The 18365-nt window shown below is 69.5% G+C and carries 15 protein-coding genes; 9 read left to right on the top strand and 6 right to left on the bottom strand.

Translation table 11 applies throughout. The annotated features are described in order from the left end of the window. Window positions 1–137: 137 nt before the first annotated feature. Window positions 138–2246 carry an ATPase gene (locus tag ABGA98_RS10375; RefSeq protein ID WP_347617982.1) on the top strand — a complete coding sequence of 703 codons (2109 nt, stop codon included), beginning with the start codon at window positions 138–140 and terminating at the stop codon, window positions 2244–2246. Between the two features lie 9 nt (window positions 2247–2255). On the opposite strand, the gene ABGA98_RS10370 is transcribed toward ABGA98_RS10375, so the two are convergent. After that, window positions 2256–3176 (bottom strand): hypothetical protein, encoded by a 921-nt coding sequence (locus ABGA98_RS10370; protein WP_347617981.1) that lies wholly within the window; start codon window positions 3174–3176, stop codon window positions 2256–2258. Between the two features lie 641 nt (window positions 3177–3817). Here ABGA98_RS10370 and ABGA98_RS10365 point away from each other — a divergent pair. Together ABGA98_RS10365 and ABGA98_RS10360 are read left to right on the top strand one after the other, a co-directional pair. Then, window positions 3818–4717 carry a PAC2 family protein gene (locus ABGA98_RS10365; RefSeq protein WP_347617980.1) on the top strand — a complete coding sequence of 300 codons (900 nt, stop codon included), beginning with the start codon at window positions 3818–3820 and terminating at the stop codon, window positions 4715–4717. A 28-nt stretch (window positions 4718–4745) separates the two neighbouring features. After that, window positions 4746–5786, top strand: a complete 1041-nt coding sequence (locus tag ABGA98_RS10360) for a Gfo/Idh/MocA family oxidoreductase (RefSeq protein ID WP_347617979.1) — start codon at window positions 4746–4748, stop codon at window positions 5784–5786. A 77-nt stretch (window positions 5787–5863) separates the two neighbouring features. On the opposite strand, the gene ABGA98_RS10355 is transcribed toward ABGA98_RS10360, so the two are convergent. Next, the gene (locus ABGA98_RS10355) at window positions 5864–6646 is read right to left on the bottom strand and encodes a tyrosine-protein phosphatase (RefSeq protein WP_347617978.1); all 783 of its coding nucleotides are present in this window, start codon (window positions 6644–6646) and stop codon (window positions 5864–5866) included. A gap of 72 nt (window positions 6647–6718) precedes the next feature. On the opposite strand from ABGA98_RS10355, the gene ABGA98_RS10350 reads away from it, so the two are divergent. Then, entirely contained in the window at window positions 6719–7591 is an 873-nt protein-coding gene (locus ABGA98_RS10350; protein ID WP_347617977.1) for a hypothetical protein, read from the top strand. Window positions 7592–7684: 93 nt separating this feature from the next. Here ABGA98_RS10350 and ABGA98_RS10345 read toward each other — a convergent pair whose 3' ends face one another. After that, entirely contained in the window at window positions 7685–9790 is a 2106-nt protein-coding gene (locus tag ABGA98_RS10345) for a M6 family metalloprotease domain-containing protein (RefSeq protein WP_347617976.1), read from the bottom strand. Window positions 9791–9947: 157 nt separating this feature from the next. On the opposite strand from ABGA98_RS10345, the gene ABGA98_RS10340 reads away from it, so the two are divergent. The 5 genes from ABGA98_RS10340 (at window position 9948) to ABGA98_RS10320 (ending at window position 12547) form a co-directional block, all read left to right on the top strand. Beyond that, window positions 9948–10976, top strand: coding sequence for an amidohydrolase family protein (locus ABGA98_RS10340; protein ID WP_347617975.1), 1029 nt, complete (start codon window positions 9948–9950; stop codon window positions 10974–10976). A gap of 119 nt (window positions 10977–11095) precedes the next feature. Continuing rightward, window positions 11096–11251 (top strand): hypothetical protein, encoded by a 156-nt coding sequence (locus ABGA98_RS10335; protein ID WP_347617974.1) that lies wholly within the window; start codon window positions 11096–11098, stop codon window positions 11249–11251. A gap of 100 nt (window positions 11252–11351) precedes the next feature. Then, entirely contained in the window at window positions 11352–11783 is a 432-nt protein-coding gene (locus ABGA98_RS10330) for an Hsp20/alpha crystallin family protein (protein ID WP_347617973.1), read from the top strand. Window positions 11784–11838: 55 nt separating this feature from the next. Next, complete coding sequence (locus tag ABGA98_RS10325) at window positions 11839–12153, top strand: MerR family transcriptional regulator (protein WP_347617972.1); 315 nt, start codon at window positions 11839–11841, stop codon at window positions 12151–12153. Between the two features lie 70 nt (window positions 12154–12223). Further along, window positions 12224–12547, top strand: a complete 324-nt coding sequence (locus ABGA98_RS10320; RefSeq protein ID WP_347617971.1) for a DUF5709 domain-containing protein — start codon at window positions 12224–12226, stop codon at window positions 12545–12547. Window positions 12548–12596: 49 nt separating this feature from the next. Here the strand turns inward: ABGA98_RS10320 and ABGA98_RS10315 are convergent, their stop codons facing one another. The 3 genes from ABGA98_RS10315 to ppgK form a co-directional block, all read right to left on the bottom strand. Further along, entirely contained in the window at window positions 12597–13250 is a 654-nt protein-coding gene (locus ABGA98_RS10315; protein WP_347617970.1) for an HAD family hydrolase, read from the bottom strand. Window positions 13251–13396: 146 nt separating this feature from the next. Then, a complete protein-coding gene (gene hrpA, locus ABGA98_RS10310; protein WP_347617969.1) occupies window positions 13397–17287 on the bottom strand; it encodes an ATP-dependent RNA helicase HrpA in 3891 nt (1296 codons plus the stop codon). A 187-nt stretch (window positions 17288–17474) separates the two neighbouring features. Next, on the bottom strand, window positions 17475–18194 hold the full coding sequence (gene ppgK / locus ABGA98_RS10305) for a polyphosphate--glucose phosphotransferase (RefSeq protein WP_347617968.1): 720 nt from the start codon (window positions 18192–18194) through the stop codon (window positions 17475–17477). Window positions 18195–18365 lie beyond the last annotated feature (171 nt).

Genomic DNA, 18365 nt, shown 5'->3' with positions numbered 1-18365 from the left:
GTAGGAAATCTTTCACGCCCAACATGCTACCTAGGCATACAAACCCCTACCCAGCGTGTCCACCGGCTCCAAGACAGGCCGCAGGCACGGCGGTACGATGCCAGAGCAGGTGTCGCCTACCCCCCGTGAGGCTGCCCATGGCCACCCCGACAGGCTGGCGGCGAGAAGGCAATCTGCCGGCGGAGCTCACCAGCTTCGTCGGCCGCACGCGCCTGCTCGCCAACCTCAAACGGCACCTCGCCGAGTCTCGCCTGGTGACCGTCACGGGCATCGGGGGTGTCGGCAAGTCCCGCACGGTGCTGCGGCTGGCGCACCAGGTGCGCGCCCACTATCCCGACGGCGTGTGGTTCGCCGACCTGGCCAGGCTGCAGGACGCGGGCATGGTCAAGCACACGATCTCCTCCGCCCTCGGCATCGCCGACCAGTCCTCGCGGGCGGAGTCCGAGTCGCTGTCGGAATGGGTGGGCGAGCGCGACATGCTGCTCATCATCGACACGTGCGAGCATCTGGTGCAGGGGTGCGCCGAGCTGGTGCACGAGCTGCTGGAGGCCGCTCCCAACCTGAAGGTGCTGGCCACCAGCCGGCAGTCGCTGCACCTGCCGTACGAGCACGTGGTGCCCGTGCCGCCGCTTCAGGTGCCCGGCGACGACCCCGCCGAGAGCCTGTTCACCAACGAGTCGGTGCAGCTGTTCGCGGTCAGGGCCGGGGCCAGCGTGCCCGACTTCCAGCTCGACGAGGACAACATCGAGGCCGTGGCCGAGCTCTGCCGGCGGCTCGACGGCATCCCGCTGGCCATCGAGCTGGCCGCGGTGCGGCTGCGCGCCCTCTCGGTGGAGCAGATCCTCGGCCTGCTGACCGACCGCTTCAGCCTGCTGGCCGGGGCGAGCCGCACGGCCCTGCCCCGCCACCAGACCCTGCGGGCGGCCATCGGCTGGAGCCACGAGCTGTGCGAGCCGGCCGAGCGCCTGCTGTGGGCGCGGCTGTCGGTCTTCGCCGGCGACTTCGAGCTCGACGCGGCCCGGTTCGTCTGCTCCGACGAGCGGCTGCCGTCGGAGGACATCACGGACCTGGTCACCGGGCTGGTCGAGAAGTCGATCCTGCTGATCAGGAGCAACCACGCCGGCGTCCGCTACAAACTGATCGACACCCTGGCCGAATACGGCGAGGAGTGGCTCGCCAAACTCGGGCAGGCCGAGCAGATGCGGCGACGGCATCTCGACTACTACCTGAGCCTGGCCCAGCGCGGCGAGGACGCCTGGTCGGGGCCACGGCAGATCTACTGGTTCGTCCGCATGCGCCAGGAGCACGACAACGTCAGGGTGGCCCTGGAATACGCGCTCAAGACCCCGGGCAAGGAGCCACTGGCACTGGTCCTGCTGTCGTCGTTGTGGTTCATGTGGGTCTGCTGCGGGTTCGCCCGCGAAGGGCGCCTCTATCTGGAGCGGGCACTCGAGGCCAACCCCAGCCCGAGCAAAGAACGGTGCAAGGCGCTCTGGGTGCTCTCGTACGTGCGTAATTCCCAGGGCGACAGCGTCGGCGGACAGTCGGCCGCGGAGACGTGCAGCACCGAGGCCATCCGGGTGGGCGACTCCAGAGCGGTGATCCTGGCCTCCAAGATGCAGGGCACGGCGGCGATGCTCCAGGGCGACATGCCGAAAGCCAGCGCGCTCCTGGGCGTGGCGATCGAGTTCAACACCGACAACAAGGAACTCAACCCGGGCTTGCTGCCCGCCATCGTCGAGTTGTCCATCGTCCTGACCGCGCAGGGCGAGTTCTACGAGGCCGAGTCCCTGCTGCAGGACTGCCTGCAGGTCTGCACCGAACGCGGGGAGCTCTGGGTGAGTTCCCATGCGCAGTGGGCGCTGGCGGGCGCCAGACTCGCGACCAACCGCCCTCAAGAGGCCCTGCACAATGTGAGGGAGGGGCTGCGCATCAAGCTGCACTTCCACGACACCCTCGGCACTCTGCTGGCCATGGAGTCATCGGCGCGGATCTTCGTGGCCCTCGACCGGTTGCCGCTGGCCGCACACCTGCTGGGTGCGCTGCAGCAGAACTGGAAGTCGGCCGGACTGCCGCAGTTGGGCGCACCGTTCTTGTCCACCGACCATAACGCGTGCGTCAGGGAGTGCTCACGCCGTATGGGTGAGCTCGCCTACAAGAACGCCTTCGAAGAGGGCGCCCGACTCGACCTCGATGAGGCATCGGCAATGGCGCTGGGCGAGTTGGTCGCCCTCGATGAAGGCTGACACCGCGGCTCAGACGGCCTGGGGCCAGCGGGTGTCGTCTGGCCAGGCGTTCACGAACCGTGCGCTGCCGAACGAGAACTCGATGTGGCCGCGGACCCAGTGTTCGAGACCGCGCACGTAGTCGAGCACCGGCGGCGGAGCCCATCTCTCCAGCGCCACCCGCCGGTCGACGAACGCCGCGATGGCCTCGTCGTGCATCCGGGCGACCTCCAGCAGCGCGTCCTGAAGGAGGAGCGACTTGTGGGCGGCCAGCACGGTCACGAGGTTGTGCCGCGCCTTGTCGGCGCGGTGTTCCTTGGCGTACGACAGCAGGTCGTTGTCCCAGCCGACGAGGTCGCACGCCAAGTCCGAGAGCGCGCGCACGTCGGGGTGGTACCAGTCCTCTGTCTCGATCCGATAGCCACCGCCGATGTCGATGAGCGCGAAGCAGGTGTACGTGGCGCCGGTGGTACGGCGCATCAGGAGGTAATCCGCGGGGGTCGGGATCAGATCGGCTTCGCGGTTCGCAGCCTCCCAGATCTGGGCGAACAGGTATTCCTTCACCGCGCTCCGCCACCGTTCCACCTGTTCCGGAGTGGCCATCGCGGAGATTCGGTCCAGGAGTTCTCTGAGAGCGAGGCCGAACGGCTCGCCGGGCTCCGGGGTACGGTCCTCGTCGAGGCTCTCCAGGAGCGACGGCAGCGCGCGGGCTACGGCAGCGGCCCGATGCCCCGTGAGCTCGCTCTCACAGAACCCGTCGTCGAAGGCCCAGAGCCAGAAGTACCAGTCGGTGATCAACCGGAGACTCTCGCGCGGCACCGTGGGGTTGGTCCGCGCGGGAAGGAGGCCGAGTTCGGAGCGTCTGAAGTGCTCGGCGGTCTCGGCGTTGGGGAGCATGTTGGAGGCGACCAGCCATGCATGGCTCTCCACGCCGATCTCCGCCACATGCACGTTGATCTCACTGGGGAACGGACATGGCAACGGGGGGATGTGGAGGGGTCGCCTGCTGGAGGAATGCGCAGAAGTATCCACGCCCTCCAGCATGACGATGGACCACTGAAAAGGCCACAGTTAGTAACGTTCGGACCTTTCTGCATATTTCATGCTATGTACTGCTTTGCAGAAACCAGCGAAGACACTGTTCATTTGCGAACATCCGCGCGGCGTCCAGCACGGAGGGTTGACCAGCACGCGGGTCGGCGAGTGCGTCGAGGAGCGCTCTGACCACGGCCGATTCCTTTTCTCATACGGCGCCCGCGAACGGTGTCCGGCCGCGATCATTGGCGCGGGCGCTATCGGTGCCTCTTCTGACGAACATCGCGAGAGTCTCGGCGTGACCGTAATAAGCCGCCGGCATCAGGAAAGTGTCACCTTTGCCGTTGGTCAGGCCGGTCGGTGCCCCAGTCGTGACGTATACGCGCAGGGCCTCCCTGTCGACCGCCCTGGCCAGGTCGAACAGCTTCGTGGCGAACGTCCGGACCTCCGGATCCCCGTCCGTGCATGCCTTTCCGCCTCGATAGGGTGCCGTGCGCGGAATCGTTCGGTCCCGCCGTAGGTTCTGGAGAGAGTACCTAGGGAAAGGCTGTCCAACCGTGTTCGACCCGAAGGATCTCTACACGCTCGCAGACGACGCGCCCGAGCTGCCCGATCCGGTGTTGCTGTACCACTTCGACGGTTTCGTCGACGCTGGTGGTGCCGGACGTCTCGCGCTGGGCCACCTGCTGGCCGAGCTGGAGCACCGGGTCGTGGCGACGTTCGACGTCGACCGTCTGCTCGACTACCGGTCGCGGCGGCCCATCATGACCTTCGACACCGACCGCTGGGTCGAGTGCGAGAACCCCGAGCTGGCCGTTCATGCGGCGAAGGACTCGACGGGGACGCAGTTCCTGGTGATGAGCGGGCCCGAGCCCGACAGGGAGTGGGAGCTTTTCACCAGGGCGGTGGGCGACCTGGTGGCGCGGCTGAAGGTGAGCAAGCTGGTGACCATGCACGGCATCCCGATGGCGGTTCCGCACACGCGCCCGCTGGGCGTCACGATGCATGCCAGCCGGCCCGAGCTGATCAACGCGCAGACGAGCGCGTTCGGGCGCGTCCAGGTGCCCGGCAGCGTCGCCGCGCTGCTGGAGCTGCGGCTGGGCGCGCAGGGCAACGACGCGCTGGGTTACGCGGTGCACGTGCCGCACTATCTGGCGCAGGCCGAATATCCGACCGCCGCCGTCACCGCGCTGGAGGCCGTGACGAAGGGGACGGGGCTGGTGTTCCCGACGGAGTCGCTGCGCGAGGCGGCCCGCCGTACGAACACCGAGATCGAGGAGCAGATCCAGGCCTCGGCCGAGCTGTCCACCGCCATCAAGGGGCTGGAGCAGCAGTACGACGCGTTCTCGGAGGGCGCCGAGCGGGAGAATCTCATGGCCGAGACGACGCCCATGCCCACGGGTGACGAGCTCGCCGCCCAGTTCGAGCGTTTCCTGGCCGAGCGCGACGACGAGTGACCCGCGGCCGCGGCGATACGGTGGGACGATGAGCGACATCCGGGTCGGGCTGGTCGGCTACGGCACCGCCGGGGCCTTCTTCCACGCCCCGCTGATCCACGCCACCCCTGGCCTGGCACTGGCGGCCGTCGTCACGCGAAACCCCGGCCGGCAGGCGGAGGTGGCCGCGAGGTACGGCGCGACGGGCGTGGATGACGTGGAGGCGTTGTGGGATCGCTGCGACCTGGTGGTGGTCGCCTCCCCCAACAGGACACACGTGTCCACGGCCACCGCCGCGCTCGCCCACGGCCTGCCCGTCGTCGTCGACAAGCCGCTGGCCAGGACCGCCGGGGAAGGGCGGGAGCTGGTGCGCCTGGCCAAGGAGCGCGGCCTCATGCTGACCGTGTTCCACAACCGCCGCTGGGACGGCGACTACCGCACCGTGCGCCGTCTGGCCGGCGAGGGACGGCTGGGCGAGGTGCTGCGGTTCGAGTCGAGGTTCGAGCGGTGGCGGCCGGAGCCCAAGGGCGGCTGGCGGGAGGCCGGCGGGCCCGACGAGGTGGGCGGCCTCCTCTACGACCTGGGCAGCCACCTCGTCGACCAGGCGTTGCAACTGCTGGGCCCGGCCACGCAGGTCTACTGCGAGAGCGACGTCAGGCGCGCCGGGGTGGCCGCCGACGACGACACGTTCGTGGCGCTGGCGCACGCCGAAGGGGCCCGCTCGCACCTCTGGATGAGCTCGATGGCCGCCAGGTTCGGGCCCCGGTTCCGGGTGCTGGGCTCGGCGGGCGCCTTCGTCAAATACGGGATGGACGTCCAGGAGGAGCGGCTGCGGGCCGGCGCCGCGCCCGGCACGCCCGGGTTCGGGGACGATGAGGAGTCACGCTGGGGGCAGCTCGGCACCGAGCACGACCACCGCACCGTGCTGACCGAGCCGGGCGCCTACCTCGACTTCTACCGAGGTGTGGAGGCGGCGCTGCGCGAGGGCGCGGCGCCGCCCGTCGATCCGGAGAGCGCGGTCGACACCCTGGCCGTCATCGAGGCGGCCCGCCTGTCGGCCACGCAGGGGATCGTCGTCCACCTGAGCTGATGACCGGGGCCCGTCGGGCCCTGGGCTGGCGGGCTCAGGCAAGCGGTGTCCGTCTGGGCTTGCGGCGGCCGGCGCCGTCAGTCGCGCAGGCGGGAGCGCATGGCCTCGGTGTCGGCGCCGGTCCAGCCGTGCCCGGCCAGCCACTCGAGCGGCCCGCCGAAACGGTCGTCGAGCACGCCGAGGAACTGCTCGATGTACCCGGCCCGCGGCATGTGGTCGTCGGCGGGGCGCGAGTCGAGGTCGCCGCGGTAGGTGTCGCTGCCGCGCAGCCGCTTGAGTATGAGTTCGAGCCGCTCCCCGGTGGCCACGTAGTCCTCGACGATCGCCTCTCTGGTCGCCCCCGCCACCTCCAGGGCGAGCGCCGACAGCACGCCGGTGCGGTCCTTGCCCGCCGCGCAGTGCACCAGCGACGCGCCGTCGTCGAGCGCCATTGCGCGCAGCGCGGCGACCACGGCGTCCGGCCGGTCGCGCAGATAGCCGAAGTAGAAGCCGGTCACCCGCAGCTCCTCGTCCAGCCCGCGCTCGGCCCACGGCAGCACCCGCTCCCCGTCGATGGCGTCGGCCTCGACGTCGGTGTGCCGGCCTCCCTCGGCGAACAGGGTCAGATGGTGGTGCCGCACCTCGGGCACTTGCGTCAGCGGCCCGGGGCCCTCCAGCGACACCTCCGCGTTCGAGCGGAGATCGACCACGTGCCGCAGGCCCAGCTCGCCGACGAGCAGCGTCACGTCGCCGGGCGTGAGCCCCTGTAGGTTGTCGGCACGGAAGATTCGCCCGCGACGGGTGCGCCCGCCGTCGCGGGTGGGCAGTCCGCCCAGGTCACGCGCGTTGACCGCGCCTTCCAGGTCTATCCACCTCGTCATCTCGTCCATTATCGCGACCCTATATGTCCACCATGGTGAGCAGAATCGCCGTTCATAACGCAACATGAACATATGGATCCACGTGCACTGCCTCCCCGGCTGGTGATCGATCCAATGCTGCCCCCGGCGATCTCGAGCGAGCTGCGGTCGAGCCCGCACCTTCTCCGGATGGCTCGATCCGGCCGGCAGCTGGACACCACGCGCCATCCCGCCCTGATCTTCCTGTTGCCCGGCCTTCTGCTGCTGCTCTCGTTGCTGACCAGGTCACCGTTGTTGTTCTTGGCAGGCTCCGGCGTGGGGATGATCGTGTTGTTCCGGTGGATGGCCCAGGACACCTCCAACAGGTCGGCCAGGCGGAAGCTCCGTGTCGCCCAGAGCCACGCCGACCACTACGTCCTGCCGGAGGACCTCGACTATCCGTGCCAGATGCTGCTGCGCAGGGCACAGCACGCCGCCGAGTCCGTCATCAACTCGCGGGTCCACGCGGCGGGCCTGATCGACACGGTCGACAACCAGGTGTCGCTTCCGGAGGAGGTCTGGCAGATCGCGCACCGGCTGCGGCGGCTGTCGTCCATGCACGCCGAGCAGGGCAGGATCATCCCCCGCGAGCTGCCGTCCGGCATGGAGGACGCGTTCAAGCCCTACACCAAGGCGCTCGACGCCGCGTGGACGTCGCTGTCACGGCGCGTACGCCACCTGGAGAAGTACGCCAAGCAGGTGCGCAAGGCCGACAAGGCCTACTCCGCCCATCGGCGGCTGGAGGCCCTGGCCGCCAGAACCCCCGAATACCAGGCGCTGATCGCCGACACCGTGCGCGACGAGATGGCGCACGAGCGCATCAGGGAGCTGACCGACCATGCGGCGCACGTACGGAAAATGTTCGAGGAGAGCATCCTGCAGGCGAGGCAGGCGGCCGGCGAGCTGATCAGGAGCCCGCTCACCTGAGCCGGGCCGCAGGCGCGGCTCAGGTGAGCGGTCCCTCGCGGGTGTCGAAAGCCGGTGGGGTACGGCGTGCGCCGGCCGTGCCCCACCGTTGTTCTAGAGGCCGATCACGTGGCAGGTGGCCGTCACCGTCTTGCCGGGATCGCTCTCCGAGGTGGCGGTGAGCTTGACCTTGGCCAGCCGGTCGCCGCCGGACTCGCGCACCGCGTTCACGGTGACGAGTTCGTGCTCGCCGAACCCGACGGAGGCCAGGGCGTTCGGCAGCTGGACGGCCCAGCCCTTGCCCTGCACCTCGGCCTTGAGCCGGTAGACGTCGGCGTTCAGGTAGGCGCTGACGTCCTCGGGGTGCTGTCCCTGCGCCGGGGCGGCCCTGCCGGTGTTGAACAGCGGGAACTTGCAGGAGGACAGGTTCTTGCCGGTGGGCACGCCGGCCGCGGGCAGCACCTTGACGCCGCGCCGCTGCGGCCCGGCTCCGTCGAGCGAGCGGATCGCGACCGTGTACGACAGGGTGCCGTCGCGGCCGCGCTTGCGGTCGGTGACGTAGAAGTGCAGGCGGTTGGCCTCGTCGACGTACTCGTACTCGCTGCCGGAGCCGGTGCCGGCGTGGAAGAGGGCGTCGGAGAGCTGGCGGTAGTCGCCGATCGTGATGGGCACCTTGGTCCCGTCGGGCATGACGTAGTCGGTCATGCCGATGTCCTGCGGGTTGGCGTCGATCACCCACTCGAACGGCGACCGGTCCTCGTTCTTGGTCTTGGCCAGCAGAACGCCGGAGTCGGGGGTGAACGAGTCGGAGCCCATGCGATCCACGACCTCGACCGTGTAGTTCTGGTAGCCGCCGCCGTCGCAGAGCGGGTCGGTCCGCGGGTCACAGGCGGGGCTCTTGTCGCCGGTGTCGAAGGAGAGGTTGACGCCCGACAGCTCCTTCTTGCCCGGCTGGACCGCGCGCGCCAGGACGTCGACGGTGACCAGGCCTGACTCGTCGAGCGCCTCGCGCGACAGGCGCAGCACGTTCCGCTCGTCGACCATCTCCAGCTTGATCTTGTTGCGGAGCATGTGCTGGGCGCCCATGGACGCGCCGGCGGTGGGCGGGATCAGCCAGCGCGAGTGCGGGCCGCCGGGCCCGTTGAAACTGCCGCGGCTGAGCATCTCCCACACGCCTGTGTACGCCCTGCGCGGCGGCACGCCGTACGGGTTGTTGTAGTTGTCGCCGATGCCCATGATGTGGCTCAGCTCGTGGGCGTAGACGGCCATGCCGGAGCTCTCGGCCTGCACCGAGTCGATGCCGAAGCGGGCGTTGGGCCAGAAGGTGGAGCCGGCCTGCCACGAGGTCCAGTCGACGTAGCGGGTGTCGACCCAGTTGGGCAGCGCGGCGTCGGGCGGGCCCCACTCGTCCGACACGTCCTCCTTTGTCGGGAATTTCATCATCCCGAACTCCTGCCAGGTGGACGACTCGTCCTGACCGGCGCTGAGGTAGAAGACGAAGTCGAACTGCTCGGCCGTCTCCTGCCCGACGTCGGCGATCCAGGCGGCGTTGCCCTCGGTGCGCAGGTTCTTGTCGCACGAGTCGCCCGCGGGGCACCCGGCGCCGCCCTGGAACTCCATGGCGTACTCGTGGTCCTTGCCCGACATCGTGTACGGGCCGAACCCGGCCAGTTCCACGCCGTACCTGCCGCCCGAGTCCTCCATCCAGTACTCGTGGATGGTGTGTCCCTTGTTGAGCTTGTTCGGGGTGTTGAGGAAGTCCCGGTAGAAGGTCGCCACTTCGTCACGGGGGATGTCGTGCGCCTCGGCACTCGGGTTCCCGAAAATCGTCGAGCCCTGGGGCTGGGTCGCCACGAACGGCTGGTTGGGGTAGTCGAGCAGCACGAGCGCTCCCTTGAAGGTGCGCTTCGACCCCTTGACGGAGGGGTCGGCCCAGTTGGTGCCGGGCGGCTTCTTGTAGTCCGCCCACGTCATGTGGTCGGGGTTCTTCCAATTCTGCGGGTCGATGGGCTTGAGGCCGCCGGGGAGGCGGGTGCGCAGGGCCTGGGCGTCGTCGGGTGCGTCGACCTGCCAGGGCTGCGTCTGCGGCCAGTGGTCCTGCCGCCAGGGGTGCTCGGGATCGGTGGGGGGCGCTGCGGAAGCAGGGGTCGCCATGAGGCTCACCGGGATCATCACGATGACCGCGGGTAAACCCTTCAGCAGCTTCTTCAGGGCGTTCACGGATTGACGGTATAGAGGTAATTGTCGGAGATCAACGATCAGACGGCCGGAAGCAGGACAACTTCGACGACCTAGTGATTTGCCCCGTTCGTCCCGATTGCGGGCATATCCTGCCTTCACGTTTAATGCCTAGAGGGAAGTCTCGACGGGAGTCCTGATGCCGTCTGCGAAGCGTGCCGGTCCAGCTCCGGGCAGGCGCGCGCCCGGGCCCGTCGTCCTCCATTCCGCCCCGCTCGTCGTGCCCGTCTGCACCGTCCCCATCCGCGACGGCGCCGTGGCGATCAAGGGCGAGCGGGTGCTCGCGGTCGGCCCGCGAGCGGAACTGCTCCCTGCGTACCCCTCCGCGCAGGAGCTCCGGTGGCCGGGGATGATCGTGGCGGGGCTGGTCGACGCGTGCTCCGCCGTGCCGTCCCCCGCCCCGGGGGTGACCGCGCGGGGCGGCGTGCTCTCCGACCTGGCCGACGGTCCGGCGCTCCCCGGCATCTCGTACGTCGAGGTGACCAGCGCCGGCGAGGAGGAGTGGGAGGAACACGACCGGGACGCGGTCATCACCGCCATCCGCGAGGCGGAGCGGCCCCGCGTGGTGGGGATCGCCGCCCACGCGCGCGACCCGCACGTGCTGGAGGACGTGGCCGTGCTGGCCAGGACGTTCGGACTGCGGCTGTTGGTCCGCCTGGACCACCACTCCCCCGTGGAGCTGGATGAGACCGGGGTGCTCGGCCCGCTGTGCCACGTCGCGAGCGGCAGGTCGCTGGATCCGGGCGAGCGCAAGCTGCTGCGGCTGCGCAGGACCGCCGTGGCGCTCTGCCCGCCTGAGCCGTCACAGGTGCAGGACGCGCTGGCCCTGCTGGACGAGGGCAACACCGTCGCCTTCGGCAGCCGCGGCCCGGCCGGCACGCCACCGACCGGCCCGCTGGGACTGGCCGGGGCGATCAGGCGCCGCGCGCGAGAGCTGAGGCTGCGGCCCAAGGAACTCGACCGCCGGCTGGTCGAGGCCGCCACGCTGGGCGGCGCCAGAGCGCTGGGCATGGACCGCGGCAGGGGCAGGATCGGGTCGCTGGCCGCCGGCACCCGTGCCGACTTCGCCGTCTTCGACGCCCGCGGACGTTATCCGTACGCGGCCCTGCTCTCCCAGCCGCCCTGCCTCGCCACCGTCGTCGGCGGCGTGCTCACCCGCGAGGGCTGACTCGCCGCACCCGCTTCACACCCGTGTCCTGCCTCACATTCCGGGCTGATCGGAATCCGCTTCCCTGCGCACCGTGTTCGATCCCCGGCGCATCCCGACTGCTGCTGCTCACGGCGTTCGTGACCGGGGTCGCGCAGGCGGTGAGCGGGCTGATGCCGGGGTTGTGGACGTTCGCGGCCCTGATGTTGCCGATCGCGGCTGTGGCGCTGGCCCGGCTGTCAGGCCGGACGATCAGGCAGGCCGCCGGGCTGAGGCCACGCCTGGAGAACGCCTGACCGCCCAGGAACACCACTTGCCTGTAGCCGTTGATGGAGCTAACCTGTAACTGCATTTGGAGGTTAGCTCCATCAGGAGAAGCAGCGAGGAGGTTAGAAAATGCTCTTGACCTCAATTGACCCGTTCTTCCAGGAGTTCGAGCGGCAGTTCAGCCGCCTGGCACGCCAGACCGTCGACAACGGCAGCGCCGTGATGCCCATGGACGGGCTGCGCCGCGACGACGACGTGCTGCTCCGCTTCGACCTCCCCGGCATCGACCCCGACTCCATCGAGGTCACGGTCGACCGCGGAGTGCTGAGCGTGAGCGCCCGCCGCGAGGAGGAGATCGCGGACAACGAGCGGCTGTTCGTCCGCGAGCGCCCGATGGGCGCCTTCACCCGCCGGGTCTACCTGTCCGAGCACCTCGACAGCGAGCGGATCGACGCGGGTTACGCCAACGGCGTGCTCACCCTCCGCATCCCGGTGCTCGAGCGGGCCCGGCCGCGCAAGGTGGAGATCCGGCGAGGCGAGACCAGGGCCATCAAGGCCTGACGCGCGGTCCGGGGCGGGCTCCCCGGCCCGCTCCCGGACCACGAGGAGAGCCACGATGCCAGAACTTCCCCTTGACGACGAACACGCGCCCCTCTACTCCCTCGGCCAGGTGGCGGAGATGCTGCAGGTCCAGCACGCCTTCCTGCGGCGGCTCGACCAGCACGACGTCATCAGCCCGAGCCGTTCGAGCGGCGGGCAGCGGCGCTATTCCCGCCGCGACATCCTCATCGTCCGGCACGTCACCCGCATGACGGAAGAAGGCATGACGCTCATCGCCATCCGCCGGATCCTGGAGCTCGAACGCGAGCTCGCCGACGTGCGCCGGGAGCTCGACGAGGCCCGCGCCCGGCTGAACGGCGAGCAGCGGTGACCCGGTGATCCGCCCTCCCGGCCGGTCCGGAAAGGAGGATTCCGGACCGCTCGCTGGGTAGGGGGCCGGTATGACCGAACAACCTCCGGACCGATACGGCTACGCCGATGAGCAGGAGATCGAGGTCGAAGAGTGGACCGACGACCTCGGCCTCCACCACGAGGTCGCCGAGGACGACCCCCGGCACCGGGACACACTCGACGAGCGGCTGCGGCGGGAGGCGCCGTCCCGGCTCCACGGGCCTCGGCCCAAGCACCGGCTGACCCAGCCGGACGAGGGGCTCGAACCCGACACGGACGACGAGGAACTCGGTGTGGACCAGGGCGGCGACACGGATGACCTCTCGGCGGAGGAGCGGGCCGTACGCATCGACCCCGACGAGAACCTCACGTGAAGGGCGCCGGCGGCGTCGGGCGAAGTGCCGCCGCGCGTCCACCGGGCCTTCAGGCGAGACCGTCCAGCGCGGGCAGCAGGGCGTGCAGGTCTCCGGCGATCACGTCGGCCGCGCCGGCCTCGGGGCGCTCGGCGTGCAGGTAGCCCCATGGGCCCCGCTTCAGCAGCGCGGTCCGCATGCCGGCCGCCCTTGCGGGCAGCACGTCGTTGTCGAGCCGGTCGCCCACGTAGAGGATTTCGGCGGGCTCGCGGCCCGCGACGGCTGCGACCTTGGCGAAGAATCCGGGCTCCGGCTTCGAGACGCCCCACCCGTCGGAGGTGTGCACGGAATCGGCCGGCAGGTCCATGGCGACGAGCGCGTCGTAGGCCCGCTCCGGCTGGTTGCCCGCGATGATCACCTGGTATCCGGCCGCCCGGATGGCCGCCAGGGCGTCACGCACGTCGGGGTAGAGGTCGCCGGCGTCGAAGGTGTTGCGCATGCCGTGGGGGTCGTCGCGCTCCCACTCGGCCTCCTCCCTGGCGAGGTCGAAGCCGGGGCGTACGAGCTCGAAGGCGTCACTGTGCGAACGGTCCAGCGCGGCCATCCCGCCGAGCGCGCCCATCAGCGTGAACGCGCTCACGCCGAGCCGCTCGGCCCAGCGCGACCAGATGCGCGTCTCGCTGATCAGCGTCTCACCGACGTCGAACACCACAGTCTTGATCATCCATCCCCCTGTTTCACCACATATGTCCGGGCGTGAGGCCTAGCGCGGACAGCACCAAAGGGATTTTTCCATGGGACCGGAGCGCGACGAGAACGGCGTGACTCCGGCTGCTCTCCGTTGTGGGCGGAGGGCGAGCCAGCGCGTGCTCATGGCATGAGCTTCTCCATCGCCTTGGCGATGCGTTTCTCCGACACCGGGGTGGGGGTGCCGAGCGTCTGGGCGAAGAAGCTCACCCTTAGTTCCTCGATCATCCACCCGATCTCCGCCACGTCAGGGTCCCCGCGCCGGGCCGGGTGGAGCTTCTGCCGCAGGTCGTGATAGTCGTCCTCCACCTTGTGCACCCGATCCATCCACTCCCGGTCACGCCACGGATCCTCGGGGAGCTTCGTGAGCCGGCGGTCGATCGCGCGCAGATAGCGCAGGACGTCAGGCAGCCGCCGGTAGCCCGTGGCGGTGACGAACCCCGGATGAACGAGCCTGCCGAGCTGGTCGCGCACGTCGTCGGTCGCCGCGCTCGGCTGCAGCGCGTCGAGCCGGGCGCCCGCCGCGTGCCAGACGCTCAGGATCTGCTCCACCTTCCCCAGCACATCGGCCGACGTGTCATAGAGGTGGGCCCGCACGTGCTGGTAGAGGCGGTCGAAGGCCACCGGGTCCCAGGCCGGGCCGCCCGCGTCGAGCATGAGCTTGTCGACGGCCGTGTCGACCACGTCGTCGAACAACGCCACCGCCCCGCCGTGCGGGCTGCGCGACAGAGCCAGCTTGGCCTGGTTGGACAGGCCGCCGAGCAGCGACTTGGCCGGGTTGGTGACGTTGAGCAGGAGCAGGCGGCGCACCCCGGGCCAGTGGGAGCGGCGCTGCTCCACCTCCGTCTCGAAGATCTTGATGGAGACGGAGTCGCCCGCGTCGACCAACGCCGGATAACCCTTCATCCGGCCCTGCTCGAACACCTTGGGCAACGTCCCGAAGCTCCAGGTGTGCAGGCCCGTCTGCTCCAGGTCGTCGCCCGCCTGCGAGAGCGTCTGGCGCAGGCGCGGCGCGAGGCGGCGCTTCAGCGCGTCGAGGTCTTTGTCCTCGGCCACCGTGCGCCTGCGCTCGTCGATCACCCGGTAGGTGATGCGCAGATGGCCGGGCACCTGGTCGAGCTGCCAGGCCTCGCGCGGCACCCGGACGCCGGTCAGGCGCAGCAGCTCGCGCTCCACGGCCTCCAGCAGCGGCTCGCCGCCCGGCTTGACGCCCTCCAGCACCTGCCTGGCGTAGTTGGGGGCGGGCACGAAGTTACGGCGCAGGTTCTTCGGCAACGACCTGATCAGCGCGGTGATCAGATCTTCGCGCAGGCCGGGGATCTGCCAGTCGAAGCCGTCGGAGCTGACCTGGTTGAGCACCTGGAGCGGCACGTGCACGGTCACGCCGTCGGCACCGTCCTCATCCGGGCCCGGCGCGAACCGATAGGTCAGCTTCATGCGCTGCCCGAGCTGGCGCCAGGTGTCGGGATAGTCGCGGGTGCTGACGTCGGCGCCCTCGTTGACCAGCATCTCCGGCGAGAACGTGAGCAGGTCGGGCTGCTCGTGCCTGGCCTTCTTCCACCAGGAGTCGAAGTGCCGGGCCGAGACGACGTCAGCGGGCACCCGCTGGTCGTAGAAGTCGAACAGCGCCTCGTCGTCCACCAGGATGTCGCGGCGCCTGGCGCGGTTCTCCAGCTCCTCGACCTCTCCGAGCAGCCGGCGGTTGTCCTTCAGGAAACGATGGTGGGTGTCCCAGTCGCCCTCGACGAGCGCGTGCCTGATGAACAGCTCGCGCGACAGGTCGGGGTCGATGCGGCCGTAGTTGACCTTGCGGCCGACGACCAGCGGCACACCGTAGAGAGTGACCTTCTCCAGGGCGATGACGGCGCCTTGGTTCTTCTCCCAGTGGGGCTCGGAGTAGGTGCGCTTGACGAGGTGCTGGGCGAGCGGCTCGACCCAGCCCGGCTCGATCTTCGCATTGACGCGCGCCCACAGGCGGGAGGTCTCGACCAGCTCGGCCGACATGAGCCACTGCGGCTGCTTCTTGGCCAGTGCCGACCCGGGGAAGATGGCGAAGCGGGCGTTGCGGGCGCCGAGGTATTCCTGGATCGGCCTGCGGCCGTCCTGGCCGCGCTTCTCCATGACGTCCTTGACGCCGATGTGCGACAGGAGCCCGACGAGCAGCGACGCGTGCACCTGCTGGGGGTCGGCGGCCCGGCTGCCGAGCTGGGCGCCGAGCGCCTGGCGGAGCTGGCTGTAGATGTCCTGCCACTCGCGCACCCTCAGGTAGTTGAGGAACTCCGCCTTGCACAACCGCCGGAACGCGCTGGACGACAGCTCCTTCTGCTTGTCGCGCAGGTAGTGCCAGAGGTTGAGGTAGGCCATGAAGTCCGACTCGGGATCGGCGAAGCGGCGGTGCTTCTCGTCGGCCTGCTGCTGCTTGTCGGAGGGCCGCTCGCGCGGGTCCTGGATCGACAGGGCGGCGGCGATCACCATGACCTCGCGCAGGCAGCCGTTCTTCTCCGCCTCCAGCACCATGCGGCCCAGCCGGGGGTCGACGGGCAGGCCGGCCAGCTTGCGGCCGATGGGCGTGAGCTTGCCGTGGGCGTCGAACGCGCCCAGCTCGTGCAGCAGGTTGACGCCGTCCTTCACCTGGCGGCGGTCTGGCGGCTCGACGAAGGGGAACGCCTCGATGTCGCCCAGCCCGATCGAGGTCATCTGCAGGATGACCGAGGCGAGGTTGGTGCGCAGGATCTCGGGGTCGGTGAACTCGGGCCGGTTGAGGAAGTCGTCTTCCTCGTAGAGGCGGATGCAGATGCCGTCGGAGGTGCGGCCTGAGCGGCCCTTGCGCTGGTTGGCGCTGGCCTGCGAGATGGCCTCGATCGGCAGGCGCTGCACCTTGGTGCGGTGGCTGTAGCGGGAGATGCGGGCGTAGCCGGGGTCGACGACGTATTTGATGCCGGGGACCGTGAGCGAGGTCTCGGCCACGTTGGTGGCCAGCACGACGCGGCGGCCGGTGTGGCGCTGGAAGACACGATGCTGCTCGGCGGCGCTCAGCCGGGCGTAGAGCGGCAGAATCTCGGTGTTGCGAAACTCCGCCTTGGCCAGGGCGTCGGCGGCGTCGCGGATCTCCCGCTCGCCCGACAGGAACACCAGGATGTCGCCGGGGCCCTCGCCGATCAGCTCTCTGCAGGCGTCGACGATGCCCTGCGTCTGGTCGTCATCATCGTCGAGCGGGCGGTAGCGCACCTCGACCGGGTAGGTGCGGCCGGACACCTCGATGATCGGCGCGTCGTCGAAGTGGCGGGAGAACCGCTCGGGGTCGATCGTCGCGCTGGTGATGACGACCTTGAGGTCGGGGCGCTTGGGCAGGAGCTGTTTCAGGTAGCCGAGGATGAAGTCGATGTTGAGGCTGCGTTCGTGGGCCTCGTCGATGATGAGGGTGTCGTACTGGTCGAGCATGCGGTCGTTTTGCAGCTCGGCCAGGAGGATGCCGTCGGTCATCAGCTTGACCAGGGTGCGGTCACCGGCCTGGTCGGTGAAGCGGACTTTGTAGCCGACCACGTCGCCGAGCTTCTGGCCGTCGCCTGTGCCGAGCTCCTCGGCGATGCGCTCGGCGACCGTGCGGGCGGCGATGCGGCGGGGCTGGGTGTGGCCGATCAGCCCGCGCACGCCCCGCCCCAGCTCTAGACAGATCTTGGGGATCTGGGTGGTCTTGCCGGAGCCGGTCTCCCCCGCGATGATCACGACCTGGTGGTCGCGGATGGCCGCGAGGATGTCGTCCTTGCGCTGGGAGACCGGCAGGTTCTCCGGATAGGTGACTTTCGGTACGGCTTCGCGGCGGCGTACCAGCCGTTGCTCGGCTCGCTCCACGTCGGAGAGGATCTCCGCGACGATCTTGTCGCGGGCGTCCCGCGAGCGCACCCGGCGCATGCCGTCGAGCCTGCGCCGCAGCCGCCGCTGATCGCGGGGCATGAGGTCGGGCAGGCGGGACTGGAGGTCGGCGAGTGGAGAGGACAACGAAGACGTTCCCATACTGCTTTCAAGGATATTTGGAGCCCCGCGTCCCCGGAGCCAACCGCCCATGGTGCCCGACCAGGCCGGCCCGCGCATCCCAATATCCCGGTGTGCCTCACGATCGTGGGCCGCTGCGGCAGGTCGACGCCGGGCAGCGGCTCGCGCACGGCGAACGGGATCGGCTCGGCGGCGGACACGAGGCCGGTCAGCGGGACGCGGCGGCGCGGGCGGCGCCGATGATGCCCGCCTCGTTGCGGAGGGCGGCGGGCACCACGGGAGTGTCGAGGTGGATGTGCGGAAGGAACTTGTCGGCCTTCTTGCTCACACCCCCGCCGATCACGATCAGCGAGGGCGTGAACAGCATCTCGACGTATCGGAGATATTCCTCCACCCGCCCGGCCCACGCCTTCCAGCTGAGGTCCCGCTCCTCCCTGACCCGCGCCGACGCCCGGTGCTCGGCGTCCTTGCCGCGCAGCCGCAGGTGCCCGAACTCGGTGTTGCGGACGAGCCGCCCGTCGGTGAACAGCGCGCTGCCGATGCCCGTCCCGAAGGTCAGGACGAGCACGGTCCCCCGCTGCCCCTTGCCCTTGCCGAACGTCATCTCCGCCATGCCCGCCGCGTCTGCGTCGTTCAGCACGGTGGCCCCGCCGAAGAGCGCGGCCGCGTCGACCCCCTCCCACGAACGGTCGACGTTGGCGGCCGTCAGGACGACGCCGTCCACGACCACGCCGGGAAAGGTGATGCCGACGGGGCCGCTCCAGCCGAAATGCTTGATGATCGACGCGACCGCCTCGGCCACCTCGTCGGGCTTGGAGGGCTGGGGCGTCGGAATGCGCAGACGCTCCTCCGTCAGCTTGCCGGCTTTCGTGTCGACGGGCGCGCCCTTGATTCCCGAACCGCCGATATCGATGCCCAACACGTTCATGCTTTTCCTCTCCCCGCGCGATGCGGGAAAACTCCCGCGCCGCCATTTCCGGACCTGACTGAACCCGCTCCCCGCCCCCCGCGTATCTCGCGTCACAAGCGCTAACTAGGAGGCAACGGATGCGGCCACGCATCATCACACTCTGCGCTGTTGCGGTCGTTCTGGGAGCGA

Origin of the sequence: Nonomuraea sp. B1E8 (genome assembly GCF_039871515.1) — a bacterium.
Lineage (GTDB): Bacteria > Actinomycetota > Actinomycetes > Streptosporangiales > Streptosporangiaceae > Nonomuraea.
Note: the sequence above shows the minus strand (reverse complement) of the source record. Positions and strands in the feature narration are given on the sequence as shown.